Origin of the sequence: Saccharothrix texasensis, from assembly GCF_003752005.1 — a bacterium.
Lineage (GTDB): Bacteria > Actinomycetota > Actinomycetes > Mycobacteriales > Pseudonocardiaceae > Actinosynnema > Actinosynnema texasense.
Genome location: NZ_RJKM01000001.1, coordinates 1,988,269 through 2,007,883, shown reverse-complemented (window position 1 = coordinate 2,007,883; position 19,615 = coordinate 1,988,269). Strand labels below are relative to the sequence as shown.

General features: G+C 73.0%; 22 protein-coding genes. 12 read left to right on the top strand and 10 right to left on the bottom strand.

All coding sequences use genetic code 11. The annotated features are described in order from the left end of the window. Positions 1 to 8 precede the first annotated feature (8 nt). The 5 genes from EDD40_RS07410 to EDD40_RS07390 form a co-directional block, all read right to left on the bottom strand. Positions 9 to 1,550: a glycerol-3-phosphate dehydrogenase/oxidase gene (locus EDD40_RS07410; protein WP_123742232.1), complete on the bottom strand. Its 1,542-nt coding sequence runs from the start codon at positions 1,548 to 1,550 to the stop codon at positions 9 to 11. Beyond that, the gene (gene glpK, locus EDD40_RS07405; protein WP_123742231.1) at positions 1,543 to 3,048 is read right to left on the bottom strand and encodes a glycerol kinase GlpK; all 1,506 of its coding nucleotides are present in this window, start codon (positions 3,046 to 3,048) and stop codon (positions 1,543 to 1,545) included. The genes EDD40_RS07410 and glpK overlap by 8 nt, the downstream gene beginning before the upstream one ends. Before the next feature lie 10 nt (positions 3,049 to 3,058). Next, positions 3,059 to 3,769, bottom strand: a complete 711-nt coding sequence (locus EDD40_RS07400) for an MIP/aquaporin family protein (protein ID WP_123742230.1) — start codon at positions 3,767 to 3,769, stop codon at positions 3,059 to 3,061. Between the two features lie 103 nt (positions 3,770 to 3,872). Beyond that, a complete protein-coding gene (locus tag EDD40_RS07395; RefSeq protein WP_123742229.1) occupies positions 3,873 to 4,640 on the bottom strand; it encodes an IclR family transcriptional regulator in 768 nt (255 codons plus the stop codon). Between the two features lie 58 nt (positions 4,641 to 4,698). After that, on the bottom strand, positions 4,699 to 4,995 hold the full coding sequence (locus EDD40_RS07390; protein ID WP_123742228.1) for a helix-turn-helix domain-containing protein: 297 nt from the start codon (positions 4,993 to 4,995) through the stop codon (positions 4,699 to 4,701). A 150-nt stretch (positions 4,996 to 5,145) separates the two neighbouring features. Between EDD40_RS07390 and EDD40_RS07385 the strand changes: the two genes are divergently transcribed. After that, positions 5,146 to 5,673 carry an RICIN domain-containing protein gene (locus EDD40_RS07385; RefSeq protein WP_123742227.1) on the top strand — a complete coding sequence of 176 codons (528 nt, stop codon included), beginning with the start codon at positions 5,146 to 5,148 and terminating at the stop codon, positions 5,671 to 5,673. Positions 5,674 to 5,749: 76 nt separating this feature from the next. Here EDD40_RS07385 and EDD40_RS07380 read toward each other — a convergent pair whose 3' ends face one another. Then, on the bottom strand, positions 5,750 to 6,646 hold the full coding sequence (locus EDD40_RS07380; RefSeq protein ID WP_123742226.1) for a bifunctional helix-turn-helix transcriptional regulator/GNAT family N-acetyltransferase: 897 nt from the start codon (positions 6,644 to 6,646) through the stop codon (positions 5,750 to 5,752). Positions 6,647 to 6,684: 38 nt separating this feature from the next. Next, a complete protein-coding gene (locus EDD40_RS07375; protein ID WP_123742225.1) occupies positions 6,685 to 8,082 on the bottom strand; it encodes a bifunctional phosphatase PAP2/diacylglycerol kinase family protein in 1,398 nt (465 codons plus the stop codon). A gap of 117 nt (positions 8,083 to 8,199) precedes the next feature. On the opposite strand from EDD40_RS07375, the gene pafA reads away from it, so the two are divergent. From pafA to EDD40_RS07355, 4 genes are all read left to right on the top strand, one after another. Further along, entirely contained in the window at positions 8,200 to 9,558 is a 1,359-nt protein-coding gene (gene pafA, locus EDD40_RS07370) for a Pup--protein ligase (RefSeq protein WP_053716655.1), read from the top strand. Between the two features lie 40 nt (positions 9,559 to 9,598). Continuing rightward, positions 9,599 to 10,624, top strand: a complete 1,026-nt coding sequence (locus EDD40_RS07365; protein ID WP_123742224.1) for a WD40/YVTN/BNR-like repeat-containing protein — start codon at positions 9,599 to 9,601, stop codon at positions 10,622 to 10,624. A gap of 99 nt (positions 10,625 to 10,723) precedes the next feature. Then, the gene (locus EDD40_RS07360; RefSeq protein WP_123742223.1) at positions 10,724 to 11,284 is read left to right on the top strand and encodes an ArsR/SmtB family transcription factor; all 561 of its coding nucleotides are present in this window, start codon (positions 10,724 to 10,726) and stop codon (positions 11,282 to 11,284) included. Further along, positions 11,277 to 12,152 carry an SRPBCC family protein gene (locus EDD40_RS07355; RefSeq protein ID WP_123742222.1) on the top strand — a complete coding sequence of 292 codons (876 nt, stop codon included), beginning with the start codon at positions 11,277 to 11,279 and terminating at the stop codon, positions 12,150 to 12,152. Before EDD40_RS07360 ends, EDD40_RS07355 begins: the two co-directional genes overlap by 8 nt. Here EDD40_RS07355 and EDD40_RS07350 read toward each other — a convergent pair. Together EDD40_RS07350 and EDD40_RS07345 are read right to left on the bottom strand one after the other, a co-directional pair. Beyond that, positions 12,139 to 12,768, bottom strand: coding sequence for a response regulator (locus tag EDD40_RS07350; RefSeq protein ID WP_123742221.1), 630 nt, complete (start codon positions 12,766 to 12,768; stop codon positions 12,139 to 12,141). The genes EDD40_RS07355 and EDD40_RS07350 overlap by 14 nt on opposite strands. Continuing rightward, complete coding sequence (locus EDD40_RS07345) at positions 12,765 to 13,730, bottom strand: sensor histidine kinase (RefSeq protein ID WP_246037507.1); 966 nt, start codon at positions 13,728 to 13,730, stop codon at positions 12,765 to 12,767. The genes EDD40_RS07350 and EDD40_RS07345 overlap by 4 nt, the downstream gene beginning before the upstream one ends. 139 nt (positions 13,731 to 13,869) lie before the next feature. Between EDD40_RS07345 and EDD40_RS07340 the strand changes: the two genes are divergently transcribed. The 7 genes from EDD40_RS07340 to EDD40_RS07310 all read left to right on the top strand — a co-directional run bounded on the left by EDD40_RS07340 (position 13,870) and on the right by EDD40_RS07310 (position 19,145). Then, entirely contained in the window at positions 13,870 to 14,376 is a 507-nt protein-coding gene (locus EDD40_RS07340) for a GlcG/HbpS family heme-binding protein (protein WP_123747834.1), read from the top strand. A 174-nt stretch (positions 14,377 to 14,550) separates the two neighbouring features. After that, positions 14,551 to 15,537 (top strand): helix-turn-helix transcriptional regulator, encoded by a 987-nt coding sequence (locus EDD40_RS07335; protein ID WP_123742220.1) that lies wholly within the window; start codon positions 14,551 to 14,553, stop codon positions 15,535 to 15,537. Beyond that, positions 15,534 to 16,505 carry a helix-turn-helix transcriptional regulator gene (locus EDD40_RS07330; protein ID WP_123742219.1) on the top strand — a complete coding sequence of 324 codons (972 nt, stop codon included), beginning with the start codon at positions 15,534 to 15,536 and terminating at the stop codon, positions 16,503 to 16,505. The genes EDD40_RS07335 and EDD40_RS07330 overlap by 4 nt, the downstream gene beginning before the upstream one ends. An 18-nt stretch (positions 16,506 to 16,523) precedes the next feature. Continuing rightward, positions 16,524 to 16,790, top strand: a complete 267-nt coding sequence (locus EDD40_RS07325; protein WP_123742218.1) for a bacteriophage holin — start codon at positions 16,524 to 16,526, stop codon at positions 16,788 to 16,790. Next, a complete protein-coding gene (gene tatA, locus EDD40_RS07320) occupies positions 16,783 to 17,142 on the top strand; it encodes a Sec-independent protein translocase subunit TatA (protein ID WP_123742217.1) in 360 nt (119 codons plus the stop codon). The genes EDD40_RS07325 and tatA overlap by 8 nt, the downstream gene beginning before the upstream one ends. Before the next feature lie 120 nt (positions 17,143 to 17,262). Continuing rightward, positions 17,263 to 18,192 (top strand): twin-arginine translocase subunit TatC, encoded by a 930-nt coding sequence (gene tatC, locus EDD40_RS07315; protein WP_123742216.1) that lies wholly within the window; start codon positions 17,263 to 17,265, stop codon positions 18,190 to 18,192. A gap of 44 nt (positions 18,193 to 18,236) precedes the next feature. Continuing rightward, positions 18,237 to 19,145: a diacylglycerol/lipid kinase family protein gene (locus EDD40_RS07310; protein WP_123742215.1), complete on the top strand. Its 909-nt coding sequence runs from the start codon at positions 18,237 to 18,239 to the stop codon at positions 19,143 to 19,145. Here EDD40_RS07310 and EDD40_RS07305 read toward each other — a convergent pair. Next, positions 19,129 to 19,614, bottom strand: coding sequence for a hypothetical protein (locus EDD40_RS07305; protein WP_123742214.1), 486 nt, complete (start codon positions 19,612 to 19,614; stop codon positions 19,129 to 19,131). The genes EDD40_RS07310 and EDD40_RS07305 overlap by 17 nt on opposite strands. Between the last annotated feature and the right edge of the window lies 1 nt (position 19,615).

Genomic DNA, 19,615 nt, shown 5'->3' with positions numbered 1-19,615 from the left:
CGCCCGGGCTACGCGGTCGCCTCGGCCAGCAACCGGCCCGTGCGCTCGCGCACCGACGGCGTGTCCAGCCCGCGCACCACCACGGTGGTCCGCCGCCGCAGCACGTCGTCCACCTCGGTCGCCCACTCGTACCGCTGCGCGTGCGCCACCTGCGCCCAGATGTCCGGTCCGTCCGGGTGAACCCGGTCCAGCAACGACGGGTCGTCCAGCGCGAGCGCCAGCACCTCGTGGCTCACCGTGCCGTAGTGCGTGGCCAGGTGCCGGAGCACGTCGTCCGGCACCGACGGCAGCTCACGCCCCAGCTGCGCGCTCACCCGATCGGGCAGGGCCGCGCCCGGCAACGCCGCCGGCACGCCGTCGAACGCGTGCGTCAGGTCCCGGCCCAGGGCCTCGCCGACCCGGGCCAGCACCGACGCGCCGATGCGCCGGAACGTGGTCCACTTGCCGCCCGCCACGCTGATCATCCCGCCGCGCCCGCGGGTGATCACGGTCTCGCGCTTGGCGTGGCTGGTGTCGCCGGACCCGCCGGGCAGCACGCGCAGCCCGGCGAACGTGTACGCCAGCCGGGAGCGGTCCAGCGCCGAGCCGACGATGCCGACCGACGCCTCGCCGAGGATCTGGTCGACGTCGGCCGGCGAGCACCGCACGTCGGCCGGGTCGCCCTCGTAGGGCTCGTCGGTCGTGCCGAGCAGCAGTTGGCCCTCCCACGGGATCGCGAACGACACCCGCACGTCGTCCACCGGGATGGTCATCGCCGCGCGCCACGGAGTGTCCGTCTTCAGCACCAGGTGCGAGCCCTTGGACAGCCGGATGCTCGGCGGGGCCGCCGGGTCCTCCAGCCGCCGCACCGCGTCCAGCCACGGCCCGGTCGCGTTGACCACCACCGACGCGTCCAGCCCGATCGCACCGCCGTCCACCTTGTCGCGCAGCTCCACCCCGGTCACCCGGTCGCCGCGCTTGCGCAGCCCCACCACCTCGACGTGGTTGAGCAGCACCGCGCCGGCCTCGGCCGCGGCACGCGCCGCCGTGATGGCCACGCGCGAGTCGTTCATCTGGTGGTCGTGGTACAGGGCCGCGCCGCGCAGACCCGACGTGCGCAGGTGGGGCACGTACTCTACGGCCCGCTTCGCCGACAGCACCTTGCCGACGCCGTCGCCGAACCCGGACAGCGCCGAGTACAGCACCACGCCCGCGCCGAGCACCGACCGCGAGTGCGGCCCGCCCCGGTACACCGGCACCAGGAACGGCAGCGGTCGCACCAGGTGCGGCGCCAGGTGGTCGCCCAGCGCGCGCCGTTCCGCGTGGTTCTCGCGCACCATCGGCACCGCGGCCGGACCCATCGCCAGGTACCGCAGGCCGCCGTGCACGAGCTTGGACGACGCGCTGGACGTGGCGCCCGCGAAGTCGCCCGCCTCCAGCAGCGCCACCCGCAGGCCCGACCGCGCCGCCGCCCACGTGGTGGCGATGCCCAGCGCGCCGCCGCCGATCACGACCAGGTCGAAGGCGCCGTGTCCCAGCGCCTCGCGCGCCCTGGCCCGTTGCTCACTCATCGTTGTCGTCCTCGTCGATCCAGCCGACGGTCCGCTCGACCGCCTTCTTCCACTTGCGGTAGCCCTTGTCACGCGTCTTCGCGTCCATGGTCGGCAGCCACTCGGCCGCCTTGTGCCAGTTCTCGCGCAGGGTCTCGGTGTCCGACCAGTAGCCGACCGCCAGGCCCGCCGCGTAGGCCGCGCCCAGGCACGTGGTCTCGGCGACGATCGGCCGCACCACGGGCACGTCCAGCACGTCGGACAGGAAGCCCATGAGCAGGTTGTTGGCGGTCATGCCGCCGTCGACCTTCAACGCGACCAGGTCGACGCCGGAGTCGGCGTTCATCGCGTCCACGACCTCGCGGGTCTGCCACGCGGTCGCCTCCAGCACCGCTCGGGCGATGTGGCCCTTGTCGATGTAGCCGGTCAGGCCCGCGATGACGCCGCGCGCGTCGGACCGCCAGTGCGGCGCGAACAGGCCGGAGAACGCGGGTACGAAGTACGCGCCGCCGTTGTCCCGCACCGACCGGGCCAGCGTCTCGATCTCGGGGGCGCTGGAGATCAGCCCCATCTTGTCGCGGAACCACTGCACCAGCGCGCCGGTGACGGCGATCGCGCCTTCCAGCGCGTACGCGGCCGGCTGGTCCCCGATCTTGTAGGCGACCGTGGTGAGCAGGCCGTTCTCCGAGACCACCGGCTTGTCGCCGGTGTTGACCAGCAGGAAGCTGCCGGTGCCGTAGGTGCACTTGCCCTCGCCGGGCGAGTAGCAGGTCTGGCCGAACAGCGCCGCCTGCTGGTCGCCGAGCGCGGACGCCACGGGGACGCCTGCCAGCGTGCCGGTCGCGGTGCCGTAGACCTCGGCGGAGGAGCGGATCTCCGGGAGCATCGCCCGGGGCACGCCGATCGCGTCGACCAGCTCGTCGTCCCAGTCCAGCGTCTCCAGGTTCATCAGCATGGTGCGGCCGGCGTTGGTGACGTCGGTGACGTGGCGGCCGGTGAGCTTCCAGATCAGCCAGGTGTCCATGGTGCCGAACAGCACCTCGCCGCGTTCGCCGCGCTCACGCAGGCCGTCGACGTGGTCGAGCAGCCAGCGGACCTTGGGTCCGGAGAAGTAGGTGGCCAGCGGCAGGCCGCACTTGTCCCGGAACCGGTTCTGGTCGCCCAGCTCCTTGACCAGCTGGTCGGTGCGGGTGTCCTGCCAGACGATGGCGTTGTGCACGGGCCTGCCGGTGGCCTTGTCCCACACCAGCGTGGTCTCGCGCTGGTTGGTGATGCCGACGGCGGCCAGGTCGTGCACGGTCAGCGACGCCTTCTGCAGGGCGCCGTGCACGACGTCGAGCACGTTGGCCCAGATCTCCTCGGCGTCGTGCTCGACCCACCCGGGCTTGGGGAAGATCTGCCGGTGCTCCTTCTGCGCCACGGAGACGATCGCGCCGCCGTGGTCGAAGACGATGCAGCGCGAGGAGGTCGTGCCCTGGTCGATGGCTGCCACGAAAGAACGAGCGGGGTAGGTGCTCACGGGACGCTCCTCAGTAGACGGCGATGTCGACGAGCCCGGCCAATGCTCCGCCGATCAGGGGACCGACGACGGGGATCCAGGCGTACCCCCAGTCCGATCCACCCTTTCCGGGGATCGGCAGGACGGCGTGCGCGAGGCGCGGGCCGAGGTCGCGCGCGGGGTTGATGGCGTAGCCGGTGGGCCCGCCGAGGGACATGCCGATGCCGACGACCAGCAGGGCGACGATCAGCACGCCGGTGCCGGAGGTCTCCAGGCCCTTGGTCTGGCCGGTCGCCAGGATGACGAACACCAGCACGAACGTGGCGATGACCTCGGTGGCCAGGTTCTGCGCGCGGTGGCGGACCTCGGGTCCGGTGGCGAAGACGCCGAGCACGTCGCCGGTGTTGGCGCGGAACTGGCCGAGGTAGGCGAGGTAGCACAGGACGGCGCCGGTGAACGCGCCGAGGAACTGGCCGGCCAGGTAGAGCGGGACGGTGGCCCAGTCGCCGTTGTGGATGGCCAGGCCGACGGTGACGGCGGGGTTGAGGTGCGCGCCGGACAGCGGCGCGACCGCGTAGGCGCCGGCGAGCACCGCGAAGCCCCAGCCGAACGTGATCACCGCCCAGCCGGCGCCGTGGGACTTCGACTTCGCCAACACCACGCCCGCGACCACGCCGTTGCCGAGCAGCAACAGCAGTGCGGTGCCGAGGAACTCACCGATGAAGATCGACTGGTTGGTCATCCACGCGCCCTCTCTGGCCTGAATGCCGTTCGACAATGTCGTACGGTGCGCGTGAATCCTGTGCCGACGCTCACAAGATGTCAACCCTTCCGGAACGCCCGCGTCACCAGGGGATGGCGCCGAGCTCGCGCGAGATGGACCGCGCGGCCTCCCGCACGTACGACACGAGGTCCGTGCGCGGCTGCTTGGCCTCGTCGCACAGCCGCTCGACGGGCCCGGAGATCCCGACCGCGCCCACGGTCACCAGCCGCCGGTCCCGGATGGGCGCGGCCAGCGACACCTCGCCCTCCACCAGCTCCTCGACCTCGGCCGCCCAGCCGCGCTGCCTGACCTGCTCCAACGCGTCGCCGAGCCGGTCGAGTCCGGTGATGGTGGCGGCGGTGTAGGCCTTGAGGGGCTCGTCGTCGGCGAGACCGAGGCCGACCGGGTCGTCGGCGAGCAGGACCTTGCCCAACGCGCTGGCGTGCGCGGGCAGCAGCGCGCCGACCTCGAGCACCTGGCGCGAGTTGTCCGGCCGGAACACGTGGTGCACGACCAGGACCTGGTTCTCGTGCAGGGTGCCGATGCGGACGCTCTCCATGCTGCGCGAGGCCAGCGAGTCCGACCAGTTCAGCGCGCGGGTGCGCAGCTCGTTGCCGTCGAGGTAGCTGCTGCCGATGTGGAACAGCGCCGCGCCGAGCTGGTACTTGCCCGTGTCCGGCGACTGCTCGACGAACCCGACCAGCTGCAGCGTCCGGAGGATGCCGTGCACGGTCGGTTTGGGCAGCTCCAGGGCCCGGGCCAGCTCCGCCACCCCCATCTGCCGCGCGCCGCTGGCCAGCAGCCGCAACACCGCGGCTGCCCGTTCGATGGACTGGATGGGTCCGGGCACGCGCTCACTTTACCGCGTCGCCGTTCGACCATGTCGAACCCGTGCGCTCGCGTGGCGGTCAGCGGCGTTCCGGGGCCAGGCCGAGCAGCCGGCGGCCCTCGGGTGGCATGTCGACGCCGTCCGCGATCCGCTCGATCGTGTCCAGCGTGGGCAGCCGCCGCCCCCGCATGTACTCGCTGATCCGTCCCTGCGCGATCCCGGTGACGCCGGCCAGGTCGTTCTGGCTGCACCCGGCGTGCCGCCTGATCAACGCCAGCAGGCCCGCGATGTCCCGCGCCCGCAGCGCGGCCACGACGTCGGGGCGCGACCACAGGCTCTCCGGCACGCGCGACACCCACCCCGCTCTTCGTTCCATGCGAATTCCCCCCACTGGGGAATCGCCCCGGGCGGAGGGGGGCGTTACGCGCGGGCACCGGGCCATCACACGGTGATATCTCACCTTGTGCTGCCGAACCCGCGCCCCGCCCTGCGACCGTTCCAGGTCCGCAACCTAGGGGGAACCGGGATGAAGTACCTGACCAAGCTGCTCGCCGTGGCGGGCCTGCTGCTCACCGCCCTGGTCGTCGCGCCGTCGAGCGCCTCGGCCGCGTCCGCCGCGCCCGCCGCGCCGGTCGCGTCGGTCGGCGCGCTGACCGCGAACGGGCCCGTCTACAACCAGCACGACTGGCGCTGTCTGGACTCGGACGTCTCGTCGTCGACCCACAACGGCACCAAGGTGCAGATCTGGGACTGCAACGGCTGGACCAACCAGCAGTGGACCTACTACTCCGACAACACCATCCGCAGCACGCACGACGGCCGCTGCCTGGACGCGGACGTCTCGTCGACCACGCACAACGGCACCAAGGTGCAGGTCTGGGACTGCAACGGGTGGGCCAACCAGAAGTGGACGATCTACACCAACGGGCAGGTCGTGAGCCGGCACGACGGGCGGTGCCTCGACCTGGACGTCTCGTCGACCACGCACAACGGCAGCAAGGTGCAGCTGTGGGACTGCAACGGCTGGCTCAACCAGGCCTGGTACAAGCCCTGACACCGCTGTTCCCGTGACCACGGGGTCGCCCCGCCGCCGCGCGGGGCGACCCCGCCGGTGCGCCCCGGGCGGGCCGTCACAGCTCCAGCGACCAGGTCTGCGCCTCCACGTCGCACCCGAACAGGCGTTCCGGCGTGCTCCGGTCGACCCGGAAACCGGCCTTCTCGTAGAGGTGCCGCGACGCCGCCAGCCCCGCCACGGTCCACAGCTCCATCCGCTCGTACCCGGCGCGGCGCGCGAAGCGGAGGCACTCCTCGACCAGCCGCGCGCCGATGCCCAGGCCCCGCGCGGCCGGTTCGACGAGGAGCAGGCGGAGCTTGGCGGTGCGGTCGTCGACCCTCGTGCAGAAGATCGAGCCGACCGGTTCGCCGTCGACCTCGGCGATCCACGCCGCCTCGCGGTCGGGACGGTGGCGCTCCCCGTACTCGCCCGCGACCCGCGCCACCAGGGCCTCGAAGGTCTGGTCGAAGCCGCACTCCTCCGCGTACCGGACGCCGTGCCGGTTGACCACCCACCCGAGGTCGCCGGGGCGCAGCGGGCGCAGCAGGTACGCCCGGGGCGTGCCGGTGAGCAGGCGTTCGATCTTCCGCATCGCCGCCGCCAGCTCCGCCCGGTCCGCCGTCGGCACCCGGTCCAGCAGCGCGCCGATCCCGGCGTCGGACCGGGCGTCCAGGTCGGCGAACACCGACTCGCCGCGCGGGGTCAGGGCGACGACGTGGCGGCGCGCGTCGCGTTCCGAGGCCGTGCGGGTGACGAGGCCGTCCCGGTCGAAGGAGGTCAGGATGCGGCTGAGGTAGCCGGCGTCCAGGGCCAGCGCGGCGCGGAGGTCGGCGGCCTCCCGCGCGCCCGAGGCCAGCTCGAACAGCACCCGGACCTCGGTCAGCGAGTACGGCGAGGCCAGGTAGCCGCGGTCGAGCACGCCGATCACGCCGGTGTAGAAGCGGTTGAACGCGCGGACGTCCGCGACCGTCATCGTTGACTCCCCCAACAGTACCGTTGACGGAGTCAACCTTATCCGTGCGGTCGGTAGATGCCCAGGGCCGCCGGCCGCGACCGGAACTCGAAGGTCGACCCGGTGGGGCCGACCTCGCCGTCCGTCGCGATCGCCACCGCGCCGTCGAGCAGCCGCACGTCCAGCCAGCGCGTCTCCAGGTGCACGTAGGTCCGGCTGCGGTGCAGGGAGCCGAGCAGCGCGCCGAGGAAGAACCGCGCCCGGGAGAACCGGGTGTCGGCGCGGATGTACCGGACGTCCATCAGGCCCGCGTCCAGGGCGGGCCGCATGGTCGGCGCGAAGCCCTTCGGCCGGTACGGGCCGTTGCCGACGAACAGCATCCACACCAGCCGCCGCTCGCCGTTCAGCTCCACCCGCATCGGCCGCGACGTGCGCAGCACCCGGGCCAGCGCGATGGCCGCCGCCGGCCACTTGCCCCACTTGTCCTGGAGCTTCTCCCTCACCCGCACCATGTCGGGGTAGCCGCCGAGGCTCGCGGTGTTGACGAACCAGCGCGGGGCGGCGCCGTCGACGGCCACCGCCGCGAGGTCCACCAGCACGCCGTCACCGTCCGCGACCGCCCGCGCGGCGTCGTCCAGCCCCTGGACGCCCACGTCGCGCGCGAAGTGGTTCAACGTCCCGGCCGGCACGAGGACCAGCGGCAGCCGGTGCGCCGCCGCCAGCGCGGCGACCGCGGCCACCGACCCGTCACCGCCCGCCACCCCCAGTGCCTGCGGAGCGTGATCGGCGATCACCGTGTCGAGATCCTCGATTCCCACGATCGTGGCTTTGGGCCATTCGTGGGCGATCTGGTCCGTCGGATCGTCCGCGCCCATGCCCGCGCTCGGGTTCACCACGACCACGAGACCCTCGCCGTCGACCAGCGCCGCCAACGACCGGTGTTCGCGCGCCGACGCGGGCTCGGTGCGCCCCAACGGCCACCAACGCCTGGTCAGCAGGGCCGCGCCGACCCCGATCGCGGCGCCCGCGGCCACGTCGGACGGCCAGTGCACGCCCGTGTGCACCCGCGAGTACGCCACCGCCGCCGCGACCGGCGCGACCGCCACCGCCAGCGCGGGCGACTCCATCGCCACCGCCGTGGTGAACGCCGCCGCCGACGCCGCGTGCCCGGACGGGAACGACGACGACGTGGGACGCCTGGTCAGCCGTCTGGGCGCCGAGAGCAGGTCGGCGGCGGGCCGGCGGCGCGGGAACAGGCGCTTCGCGACCAGGCTCGCGGAGAAGCTCGCGCCACCGAGCGCGGCCACCCCGCGCAGCCCCGCCCGCCGCGTCACCCCTTTGCGCAGGGCCAGCACACCCGCCACCACGAGCCACAACACGCTGTGGTTGGCGGCGCGGGACAACTTCTTCATGCCCACGTCGAACGGAGAGGCACGCAGACCCCCGGTTCGGGTCATCAGGGCAAGGTCCAGGCGGTTCACTCGTCGGAGCACGACGAGAACGTTATCCGCGAAATCGGCGCGACGCCCGATTGGATCACTGAGGAAAGCGCCGAATGCGCCTACTGTTGAGGGATGCAGCGGCGGATCTTCGGCATTGAGACTGAGTTCGGGGTGACCTGCACCTTCCACGGGCAGCGCAGGCTGTCCCCGGATGAGGTCGCGCGTTATCTGTTCCGCCGGGTCGTCTCGTGGGGACGCTCGTCGAACGTCTTCCTGCGCAACGGCTCTCGGCTCTACCTGGACGTGGGCTCGCACCCCGAGTACGCCACGGCGGAATGCGACGACCTCGCCCAGCTCGTCACGCATGACAAGGCTGGTGAGCGGATCCTCGAAGACCTGCTCGTCGACGCCGAGCGCAGGCTCGCCGACGAGGGCATCGGGGGAGACATCTTCCTGTTCAAGAACAACACCGACTCCGCGGGCAACTCCTACGGTTGCCACGAGAACTACCTGGTCGCGCGGGCGGGGGAGTTCTCCCGCATCGCCGACGTCCTGCTGCCGTTCCTGGTGACCAGGCAGCTCATCTGCGGCGCGGGCAAGGTGCTCCAGACGCCGCGCGGAGCGGTCTACTGCCTGTCGCAGCGGGCCGAGCACATCTGGGAGGGCGTGTCCAGCGCCACCACCCGCTCCCGGCCGATCATCAACACCCGCGACGAGCCGCACGCCGACGCCGAGCGCTACCGCAGGCTCCACGTGATCGTCGGCGACTCGAACATGTCCGAGGTGACCACGCTGCTCAAGGTGGGCAGCGCCAACCTGGTGCTCGAGATGATCGAGCAGGGCGTCCAGTTCCGCGACTTCAGCCTGGACAACCCGATCCGCGCCATCCGCGAGATCAGCCACGACCTGACCGGCAGGCGCACCGTGCGGCTGGCGGGCGGCAAGGAGGCCTCGGCGCTGGACATCCAGCGCGAGTACTACGAGCGCGCGGTGGAGCACGTGGCCAAGCGCGCGCCGGACCCCATGGCCGAACGGGTGCTGGAGCTGTGGGGCCGCACGTTGGACGCGGTCGCGTCGGAGGACCTGTCCAAGATCGACCGCGAGATCGACTGGGCCATCAAGTACCGGCTGATGGAGCGCTACCAGGCCAAGCACGACATGGACCTGTCCAACCCGCGCATCGCCCAGCTCGACCTCGCCTACCACGACATCCGGCGCGGTCGGGGCATCTTCGACCTGCTCCAGCGCAAGGACCAGGTGGAGCGGGTGACCGACGACGGCGAGATCGAGGCCGCCAAGGACACCCCGCCGCAGACCACGCGGGCCAAGCTGCGCGGCGACTTCATCGCCGCCGCGCAGGCCGCGGGCCGCGACTTCACCGTCGACTGGGTGCACCTCAAGCTCAACGACCAGGCGCAGCGCACCGTGCTGTGCAAGGACCCGTTCCGCGCGGTGGACGAGCGCGTGGAGCGGCTGATCTCGTCTCTCTAGCGGTATGCCGGCCGGGGGATCTTCGTGAGGCTCACACCTCATGAAGATCCTCCTCCTGGCGGCGGCCACGGCGGCGTCGCTGCTGGCCGTGCCCCCGGCCCAGGCGCACGACGCGACCTGGCAGCCGCGCCCCACCGGTGTCGACGTGAAGCTGCGGGCGGTGTCCGCGGTGAACGCGCACGTCGCCTGGACCAGCGCCGGCAACTCCGTGCTGCGCACCGTCGACGGCGGCCGGTCGTGGCGGTCCGTCGCCCCCGCGGACACGGCCGACCTGGACTTCCGGGACGTCGAGGCGTTCGACGCCTGGCACGCGGTCGTGCTGGCCATCGGCCAGGGCGAGGCCTCCCGCGTCTACCGCACCGCCGACGGCGGCCGGACCTGGTCGTTGAGCTTCAAGAACGACGACCCGGCCGAGTTCTACGACTGCATGGCTTTCTTCGACCGGTTCCGCGGGCTCGCGGTGAGCGACACGGTGGACGGCCGGTTCCGGATGGTCTCCACCTCCGACGGCGGCCGGTCGTGGCAGCGCGTGCCGCAGGAGAACTTCCCGCCCGCGGTCGTCGGGGAGTTCGCCTTCGCCGCGAGCGGCCAGTGCGTGAGCACCGCCGGGCCCCGTGACGCGTGGATGGCCGTCAGCGGCGGCCCGATCGCCCGCGTCCTGCACTCCGGCGACGGCGGCAGGCACTGGACGGTGTCGGACACGCCGTTGCCGAGTTCGGCGACCACCGGCGCCATGGCGGTGGCGTTCCGGTCGCCCCGGCAGGGCGTCGTCGTGGGCGGCGACTACAAGAACCCGACGTCGCGGATCGCCGGCCTCGCGTGGAGCGGTGACGGCGGCGCGACGTGGACCGGGCCCGCCCAGCCGCCGTTCGGCTACCGGCCGGGCGCGGCCTGGTGGGGCGACTCGGTGGTCGTGGTGGGTCCGACCGGCAGCGACCTGAGCCGGGACGGCGGCCGGACCTGGAGGTCCCTCGACACCGGCAGCTTCGAGACCGTCGACTGCGCCGGCGCGGTGTGCTGGGCGGCGGGCGAGCACGGTCGCGTGGGGCTGCTGAGCAGGCGTTAAAGCGGGAACGACGGGGACGGCGACCCCGGGCCACGCGGCCCGGGGTCTCTCTCGGCCCCATTGACAAAATAGATTTTTACGTACAACATGATTTTCGCGATGAGAGACGTCCTGTACCTGGAGCAGATCGAGCAGGCCGAGGCACTGCTCAAGCCGCAGCGCATCGAGGTGCTGCGGCAACTGGCCGAGCCGCACTCGTGCACCGAGGTGGCCGCGGCGCTCGGCCAGACCCCGCAGCGGGTCTACTACCACGTGAAACGCCTGGTCGAGGCCGGTCTCGTGACGCAGGTGACCGAGCGCCGCGTGCGCGGCGTCAACGAAGGCGTGTACCAGGCCGGCGCCCGCTCGTACTGGCTGTCACCGGGACTGGTCGGCCGCCTCGGGCTGCGCCGCGCGCAGGACGAGCTGAGCCTGGGACACCTGCTGGACCTCGTGGAACAGGTCCAGGCGGACATCGCGGGCCTGGACCGGACCCGGCCCGAGCTGCCGTCGCTCGGCGTGTCGGGCGAGATCCGGGTGCGCCCCGAGCAGCGGCAGCGGTTCTTCGACGACCTGAAGACGACTTTGCAGGACCTGTTCGCCCGCTACGGCGGCGCGGAAGGCGACGCCTTCCGGCTGGCCGTGGCGTGCTACCCGACCGAGGAGCAGACCGATGAGTGAGACCGTGGTCCTTCGCGCCCGCACCACCGCGCCCGTCGACCGGGTGCGCCGCGCCCTGACCGACGCCGGCGAGCTGGGCACGTGGCTGGCCGAGCACGCGACCGTGCGACTGCCCGACCGGTTCGAGTTCTGGGGCCGCCACACCCCCGAGGGCGACGCGCCGCGCCAGACGCTGCGGCACGTGGACGACGACTCGCTGCGGTTCGACTGGGCGATCGGCGGCGAGGACACCACCGTCGAGATCGGCTGGGCCGACGAAGGCGGCGACACCGTGGTCACCGTGTCGCAGAGCCACTTCCCGGGCTGGGGCGCGGCCGTCGCGGAGACCAGCGTGCTCGGCTACCTCTACACCTACTGGTGCCTGTCGCTGGCCAACCTGGTCGACCACGTCGAAGGCCGCCCGCTGACGCCGAAGGTGGACTTCGCCACGACCGAGATGCGCGGCGAGGTGCTGATCGGCGCGCCGGTCGCCGCGGTGGCCCACTCGCTGGTCGACGCCGAGGAGTACTCCCGGTGGTTCGGCGCGAAGATCGACATCGAGGCGTGGGAGGGCGGCCGGGTCGCCATGGGCGGCCTGGAGCTGAACCCGCAGCCCGCGAAGGTCGTCGACTTCGAGCCCGGCAAGCGGATGGGCGTCGACTGGGGCGGCATGGTGTCGACCTGGGAGCTGGCCGAGTCCGACGGCGGCACGCGGCTCACGTTCGTGCAGAGCGGCTTCGACACCGGTCAACCGCCGTACGGCGCCTGGGCGGGCTGGCTGTCGGGCGTGGCGGAGCTGCGCCGCTTCCACGAGCTGGCCGTCTGGCGCCCGATCTGGCTCCGGCCCGACGTGCCCGGCCTGCCCGAGGGCATGCTCACCGAGGGCTGAGGCGGATCAGCTTCAGCTCGACGGCGGTCCGCACGGCCGCCGTCCGGGTCTCCACGCCCAGCTTGTCGAAGATCCGCACCAGGTGCGTCTTCACCGTCGCCTCGCTGATGAACAGGGCCTTGGCGATCTCGCGGTTCGACAGGCCGCGGCCGAGGTGGTCGAGGATCTGCACCTCGCGCCTGGTCACCGACGGGGTGGCCGCGGGCCGGAGCAGGCGGCGGGCGATGTCGGGGGACAGCACCGTGCGGCCCGTCGACGCCTGCCGCACCGCGGCGGCCAGCTCCTCCGGCGGGCAGTCCTTGAGCAGGTAGCCGGTCGCACCCGCCTCGACCGCCCGCACCACGTCCGCGTCCGAGTCGTACGTGGTCAGCACCACCACCTGCGGCGGGTCGGGCAGCGCGCGCACGCGCCGGGTGGCCTCCACGCCGTCGACGCCCGCGCCGAGCTGGAGGTCCATCAGCACCACGTCCACACCCCCGCGCGCGACCAGGCGGACCGCCTCCTCGCCCGTGGCGGCCTCGCCGACCACCACGAAGTCACGGGCCAGCAGACCGGCCAGGCCGAACCGGACCACCGGGTGGTCGTCCACCACCAGCACCCGCAACGGCCCGGTCACGGCGTCGGCACCCGCACGGCCAGCACCGTGCCCTCGCCCGGCGCGCTCTCCACCGCCACCGTGCCGCCCAGCTCGGCGACCCGGTCGCGGATCGCGTCCAACCCGTAGCCGCGACCCGGCTCCGGGCGGACCGCGGCCGGGTCGAACCCGCGGCCGTCGTCGCACACGTCGAGCGTCACCGCGTCACCCAGGTACGTCAGCGTGATGACCGCGGCGGTGGCCCCGGCGTGCTCGCGGACGTTGGCCAGCGCGCCCTGCGCCACCCGCAGCAACGCCACCTCCACCGGCACCGGCAGCGGGTACGGCTCACCCTCCACCTCGACCCGGTCGCCCAGGGCGCGCAACGCGTCGGTCAACGTGCGGCCGCGCAACGGCGAGAGGTCGCGGACGAACCGGCGCGCCTCGGCCAGGTTCTCCTTGGCCACCTCGCGGGCGCGGTCGGCGTCCCCGAGCTCGAGCAGCAGCCCGATGCTGGACAGCCCCTGCGCGAGCGTGTCGTGGATCTCCCGGGCCAACCGCTGCCGCTCCCGCAGGACACCGGCCTGCTCCAGCAGGCGACGGCGGTCGAAGAACACGGCGGCGGTGATCACCGCGACCCCGACCGGCCCCAGCACCAGGCTCGGCTCGACCACCTCGGCCAGCCGCACCTGCGCCAGCACCGCGGCGGCGGTCAGCACGGCGGCCAGCGGCACCGCCACGCGCGGGCGCAACTGCCGCAGGCACTGGAAGAACAGCGGGATCGCGCACCAGCCGAAGCTCGGCGCCAACCACACCACCACCAGCCACAACGCCAGCACCGCGGGCAGCGCCCCGGTCCACCGCACCCCGAACGGGTAGGCCGCGCCCAGCACGACCGCGGTGACCAGCACGACGGGCACGACGCCGTGGTACGCGACGTACCGCGCCGCCGACGCCGTCAGCAACGCGTAGAAGCCCGCGTGCATCGCCCGGTGCAGCCACACGACGCCGACCTTAGGCCAGGTTCCGGCCCACCGGGTCAACCGATGGGTTGACGCCGGTGTCGACCGGAACCACCAGGTCGCGACGGTGCGGCCCGGCCAGGCTGGAGCACGACGGGAACCGGACGAGGAGGGTGTGGCGATGCGCAAGACCACGATCGCGGTGCTGGTGGCGTTGTCCGTGGCGGGCGCCGGCGGGTACGCGGTGGCCGACCAGCAGCACGGGCGCAGCGGCGTCGCGGTGCGGACCGCGACGACCATCACCGTCGACGCGGCCGTCGAGGCGGCCCAGGCGGCGCTGGACGCGGCCGAGAAGGAAGGACAGCGCGTCACGGTCGCCGTCGTCGACCGGGCCGGTGACGTGGTCGTGCTGCTGCACGGCGACGGCGCCGGACCGCAGAGCGAGGAGTCGGCGCGCCGCAAGGCGTTCACGTCGGTGTCGTTCAACGCGCCGACGTCGGTGCTGGCGGGCCGCGTCACCGGCGCCGGCGCGACCCTGCGCGACATCCCCGGCACGCTGTTCCTCGCCGGTGGCGTGCCCGTGGTGGCGGACGGCGCGCCGGTCGCCGGCATCGGCGTCGGCGGCGCGCCCAGCGGCGACCTGGACGAGCGCTTCGCCCGCGCCGGCCTCACCGCGATCGGCGGCTGACCCGACCCGGCGCTCTGACCTGCGTCGACGGGGCGTCTTCCGGGTGGACCACGGCCCGGGAGACGCCCCGAAGGGCGTCGGCGCGCGGCCCGGCAATCGGCTGAACGGACCATTCACCCGCCTTCCTGGCGGGGATGGCGTCACCGGGTGTTCGTCCGGGGTTAGGGTTCCGGTGTGGCCATCGCACGTGCCGAACGGCTCGTCAACCTGGTGCTGTGCCTGCTGTCGACCCGGCAGTACCTGACCGCCGAGCGCATCCGCGCCATCGTCCCCGGCTATGCCGACGCCGCGACGGACGAGGCGTTCTTCCGCATGTTCGAACGCGACAAGACCGAGCTGCGCGACCTCGGCGTGCCGCTGGAGACCGGCCGCAGCACGGGCTTCGACGCGATCGACGGGTACCGCATCGCCCGCCGGGACTACGAGCTCGGCGACATCGACCTGGAACCGGACGAGGCCGCCGCCGTGGCGCTCGCCGCCCGGCTGTGGGACTCGCCGCAGTTCACCGGCGCCGCGCACGGCGCCCTCATCAAGCTCCGCGCCGCGGGCGTCGACGTCGACCAGGACGTCCACGTGCCGGTCGAGCCGAAGGTCCGCACCAGCGAACCCGCGTTCCCGCCGCTGCTCGCGGCCGTGCAGGAAGGCCGCGTGGTCGAGTTCGACTACCGCCGCCCGGCGCCGGTCGAGGTGCGCGCCCGCACCGTCGAGCCGTGGGGCGTGGTCGCCTGGCGCGGCCGGTGGTACCTCGTCGGGCACGACCGCGACCGCGACGCCCCCCGCTGCTTCCGGCTCTCCCGCATCGTCGGCGACGTCCGCGCGGTCGGCAAGGCCGGCGCGGTGGGCCGGCCCGACCAGTTCGACCTGCTGTCGTTCGTGGTCCGCAACCAGCCCGCCGCCGACCAGCCACCCGCCACCGCCACGCTCTGGGTCGCCCGCGGCCGGGCGCAGGGCGTGCGCCGGCGCGCGAAGGTCGTCGGCTCCCGGGACTTCGACGGCGAGCCCGGCGACGTGCTGGAGATCGAGCTGAGGTTCCCCGACTCGGCCGCCGGGTGGATCGCGGGCTTCGGCCCCGACGTGGTGGTGCTGGAACCGGCAGTGCTGGCCAGGACCGTGCGGGAGAAGCTGCTCGGCGCGCTGCGCGGCGCGGGGGTGCGCGCGTGAACGCCGCCACCGACCGGCTGCCCCGGCTGCTCGCCCTCGTGCCCTACCTGCTGGCCCGCCCCGGCATCCCGATCGACGAGGTCGCCGCCGACTTCGACGTCACGCCCAAGCAGATCCGCAAGGACCTCGAACTGCTGTGGATGTGCGGCCTGCCCGGCTACGGCCCCGGCGACCTGATCGACCTGTCGTTCGAGGGCGAGACGGTCACCGTCACCTTCGACGCGGGCATGAGCCGCCCGCTGCGCCTGACCGCCGCCGAGGCGACGTCGCTGCTGGTGGCGCTGCGCGCGCTGGTCGAGACGCCCGGCGTGGCCGACCAGGACGCCGTGCAGCGCGCGGTGGCGAAGATCGAGGCCGCGGTCGGCCAGGCGCAGCCCGCCGGCGTGGCCGTGGGCCTGGCCCTGCGGGAAGCGCCGGAGACGGCACGCGTGCGGGACGCGGTGTCCGACGGCGTGCGCCGCGGTCGGGCCCTGCACCTGCGCTACTACACGCCGTCACGCGACGAGATCACCGCGCGCGTCGTGGACCCGATGCGGATGCTGCTCGTGGAAGGCCGCGGCTACCTGGAAGCCTGGTGCCGCGCGGCGGACGGCGTCCGCCTGTTCCGCCTCGACCGGATCGACGCCGTGGACGTGCTCGACGAGCCCGCCGCCCCGCCGCCGCACGCCACGCCCACCGACACGTCGGAGGGGTTGTTCCAACCGGACCCGTCGCAGCGCACGGCCGTGCTGGTGCTCGAACCGGACGCCCGCTGGGTGGCCGAGTACTACCCGACCGACGGCCTCGTCGAGCTGCCCGAAGGCCGCGCCAGTGTGCTCATGCGGTACGCCGACACCGCCTGGATGGTGCGGCTGCTGCTCGGCTTGGGCGGTGAAGCGCACGTGGAGCAGCCACCCGACCTGGTGGCCGAGGTCACCCGGCAGGCGGAGGCGGCGTTGCGCCGGGCGGATCACCTCCCGGCAACCTAGGGCAAGTACGGTGGTGCCGTGCCGTACTTGCCGAGCCTGGTGCTGATCGCCCTCGGGGTGGTCGTGCTGGTCCTGACCGCGGTCCGAGTCATCCGATCCTTGCGTCGCTTCCGCGCGGCAAGCACTCTGGTGGGTGACAGGGTCGGCGATGGCGTCGGTCTGCTGCGAGCGCGCTCCGCCGCGCTCGGGGTGGCCCTCGCCGAACGGCGTCCGGATCACGCCCGCGAGGGCAAGCCCCGCGTACCATCGGTGGACCGGGGGAGACAGGAGGACAACCGTGCCTAACCTCGGACCAACCGAGCTGATCATCATCGCCGTGGTGATCATCCTGCTCTTCGGCGCGAAGAAGCTGCCCGACATGGCGCGCTCGATCGGCCGCTCGGCGAAGATCCTCAAGGCCGAGACCAAGGGCCTGCGCAGCGAGGACGACCCCCAGCAGCAGCAGCAGAGCGCCACGACGGCGCAGCAGGTCCCCGCGCCGCAGCAGCTGCCCGCCGCCCAGCCGCAGGTGGCCCCGCAGCCGGTCGCGCCGCCCCAGGTCGCCCAGCCCGTCGTGGCGCAGCCCGTGCAGCCGCAGGTGGCGCAGCCCATCGAGCAGACCGCGCAGAACCTGCAGAACAAGCAGAACACCAACTAACACCGCGTCAACGAGAGCCTAAGGACGGTCCGCACGGTGGGGGCAAGTCCGGTCCGGTGGTGGGCCCAGCGCCGGGAGCGCCGCAAGATCACGAGTCGCCGGGCCAACCCGGACGGCACCATGTCGTTGAAGCACCACCTCTACGACCTGCGGCACCGCCTCGGCCTGGCGCTGCTGTTCATCGCCTGCGGTGCGGTCTTCGGCTTCATCTGGTGGAGCTGGCAGCCCTTCGGCCTGCCCAGCCTCGGCCAGATCGTCATCGACCCGTACTGCGGCATCCCGGAGACCCAGCGGCTCACCCAGGAGGGCAAGGGCTGCCAGCTGCTGCAGACCAAGCCGTTCGAAGTCTTCATGATCCGGCTGAAGGTCGGCGCCGGCGCGGGCATGGCGGTGACCGCGCCGCTGTGGCTGTTCCAGCTGTGGCGGTTCATCTCGCCGGGCCTCTACGCCAAGGAGCGGCGCTTCGCCGTCGTCTTCGTGGCGTGCGCGTCCGTGCTGTTCATCGCGGGCGCCACGCTGGCGTTCTACGTCGTGCCGCAGGGCCTGGCGGTGCTGGTCGGCTTCGGTGACGACCGGTTCATCACCGCCCTCACCGCCGGCGAGTACGTCAGCTTCGTCATGACGCTGCTGCTCATCTTCGGCGTCAGCTTCGAGCTGCCGCTGATCGTGGTGATGCTCAACCAGGTCGGCGTGGTCAGCTACGAGAAGCTGAACAAGTGGCGGCGCGGCATCATCTTCGGCCTGTTCATCTTCGCCGCCATCGCCACCCCGGGCACCGACCCGATCTCCATGGTCGCGCTGGCCGTGGCGCTCGTGCTGCTGTTCGAGGTGGCCATCCAGCTCGCCCGGGTGCACGACCGGCGGGTCGAGCGCCGGCGCAAGGCCGAGGGCCTGGACGACGTCCCGGACGACGAGGCCGCGCCGTTCGACTACACGCCGTCGGAGGTCGAACCGCCGTCACCCGAACCGGTGCCCACGCCGGAACCGGTGCCGACCCCGGAACCGGCGCCGGAGCCGCCCGGCCGGGTGCGCTACGACGACGTGACCTGAGCGAGATCACCCGATCCGGTGAAGTCTTTGTAGGCTTCGGCACCATGTCGACGTCAACGCGGGCGGCCCTGCTGGTGTGCCCCGCCTCGGGCAAGGGCAGGGCCGCGCGCATGGCCGGCACCGTCGCGGAACGGCTGCGCGGCGCGGTCGACCGGCTCGACCTGCACGTGGCGCCCACCGCCGAGGGCACCACCGAAGCCGCCCGGCGCGCGGTCGCCGACGGCGTGGACGTGCTCGTCGTCCTCGGCGGCGACGGCGGCGCGCACCTGGCCCTCCAGGCGTGCGCCGAGTCCTCGACCGCACTGGCCGTGGTGCCCGCCGGCACCGGCAACGACCTGGCCACCGCGCTGGGCACCGCCTCGGTGGACGACGTGGTGGCCGGTTTGCGCGAAGGCCGCCGCGCCCGGTTCGACCTCGGGCGCGTGGAGCACGGCCCCTGGTTCGCGACCGTGCTGTGCGCGGGCTTCGACTCGGCGGTCAACGAACGCGCGAACGCGATGCACTGGCCCGCCGGGCCCCGCCGCTACGACCTGGCGATCCTGGCCGAACTGGCGGCGCTGCGACCCCAACCGCTGGTCGTCGAGACCGAGGACGACGTGCTGGAGCTGGACGCGCTGCTGGTCGCGGTCGGCAACACGACCAGCTACGGCGGCGGCATCCCGGTGTGCCCGGACGCCTCCGCGACCGACGGCCTGTTCGACCTGACCGTGGTGCGGGCCGCGCCCCGCCGCACCCTGCTGCGGATGCTGCCCACGCTGCGCACCGGCCGGCACGTGGAGCACCCCGCCGTGCGCACGCTCCGGGCCCGTTCCGCCCGGCTGTCCGGGCCGACGTGGGTGGCCTACGCCGACGGCGAGCGGCTCAGCCGCGTGCCGTTGACGACCACGTGCGTCCCGGGGGCGCTCACCGTCGTCACCGGCGACGGCCGAGCGCGCGTCACCGGTGCCGGCTGAGCACGTCGCGCTTGCGCCAGGACGCGTGCGGCTCGGCCCTGCCCCGGTCGAACAGCCAGCCGGCGACGGCCAGCACCCCGTCCGCAGCGTCCAGCGGGGTGTCGTGCGCCGACTCGACGGTCTCGATCTCGTGCCGGCCGCAGTCCCGGATCGCGTCGCAGCGCACCGAGATCTCGCCGTCCACCTGCCACGGCGGAGGCGGCCGGACCACGTTGCGGTGCGGATCGCGCGGCAGCGAGACGTGCACGTGGAAGGACACCTCCTCGAGCTCGGCGAGGGCCGACAGCCCCGCGTAGGGCGCGCCGGGCAGGTGGTCGAACACCAGCCCCGCGCCCGGTCTGCCGAGCAGGCCCGCCAACCGCCCGATCCGCGCCTCGGCCAGCCTCAGCACGGCGAGCACCGGGCCGACCTCGACCAGGTCGGGGAACACCCACCTGAGATCGCCCTCCGACAACGGGATCGCTTCCACG

Bases quoted from the DNA above. Each gene is read 5' to 3' on its own strand.
- EDD40_RS07410 (WP_123742232.1), bottom strand. From the start codon at position 1,550: ATGAGTGAGCAACGGGCCAGGGCGCGCGAGGCGCTGGGACACGGCGCC.
- EDD40_RS07400 (WP_123742230.1), bottom strand. From the start codon at position 3,769: ATGACCAACCAGTCGATCTTCATCGGTGAGTTCCTCGGCACCGCACTG.
- EDD40_RS07390 (WP_123742228.1), bottom strand. From the start codon at position 4,995: ATGGAACGAAGAGCGGGGTGGGTGTCGCGCGTGCCGGAGAGCCTGTGG.
- EDD40_RS07385 (WP_123742227.1), top strand. From the start codon at position 5,146: ATGAAGTACCTGACCAAGCTGCTCGCCGTGGCGGGCCTGCTGCTCACC.
- EDD40_RS07380 (WP_123742226.1), bottom strand. From the start codon at position 6,646: ATGACGGTCGCGGACGTCCGCGCGTTCAACCGCTTCTACACCGGCGTG.
- EDD40_RS07375 (WP_123742225.1), bottom strand. From the start codon at position 8,082: ATGACCCGAACCGGGGGTCTGCGTGCCTCTCCGTTCGACGTGGGCATG.
- pafA (WP_053716655.1), top strand. From the start codon at position 8,200: ATGCAGCGGCGGATCTTCGGCATTGAGACTGAGTTCGGGGTGACCTGC.
- EDD40_RS07365 (WP_123742224.1), top strand. From the start codon at position 9,599: ATGAAGATCCTCCTCCTGGCGGCGGCCACGGCGGCGTCGCTGCTGGCC.
- EDD40_RS07360 (WP_123742223.1), top strand. From the start codon at position 10,724: ATGAGAGACGTCCTGTACCTGGAGCAGATCGAGCAGGCCGAGGCACTG.
- EDD40_RS07355 (WP_123742222.1), top strand. From the start codon at position 11,277: ATGAGTGAGACCGTGGTCCTTCGCGCCCGCACCACCGCGCCCGTCGAC.
- EDD40_RS07340 (WP_123747834.1), top strand. From the start codon at position 13,870: ATGCGCAAGACCACGATCGCGGTGCTGGTGGCGTTGTCCGTGGCGGGC.
- tatC (WP_123742216.1), top strand. From the start codon at position 17,263: ATGTCGTTGAAGCACCACCTCTACGACCTGCGGCACCGCCTCGGCCTG.
- EDD40_RS07310 (WP_123742215.1), top strand. From the start codon at position 18,237: ATGTCGACGTCAACGCGGGCGGCCCTGCTGGTGTGCCCCGCCTCGGGC.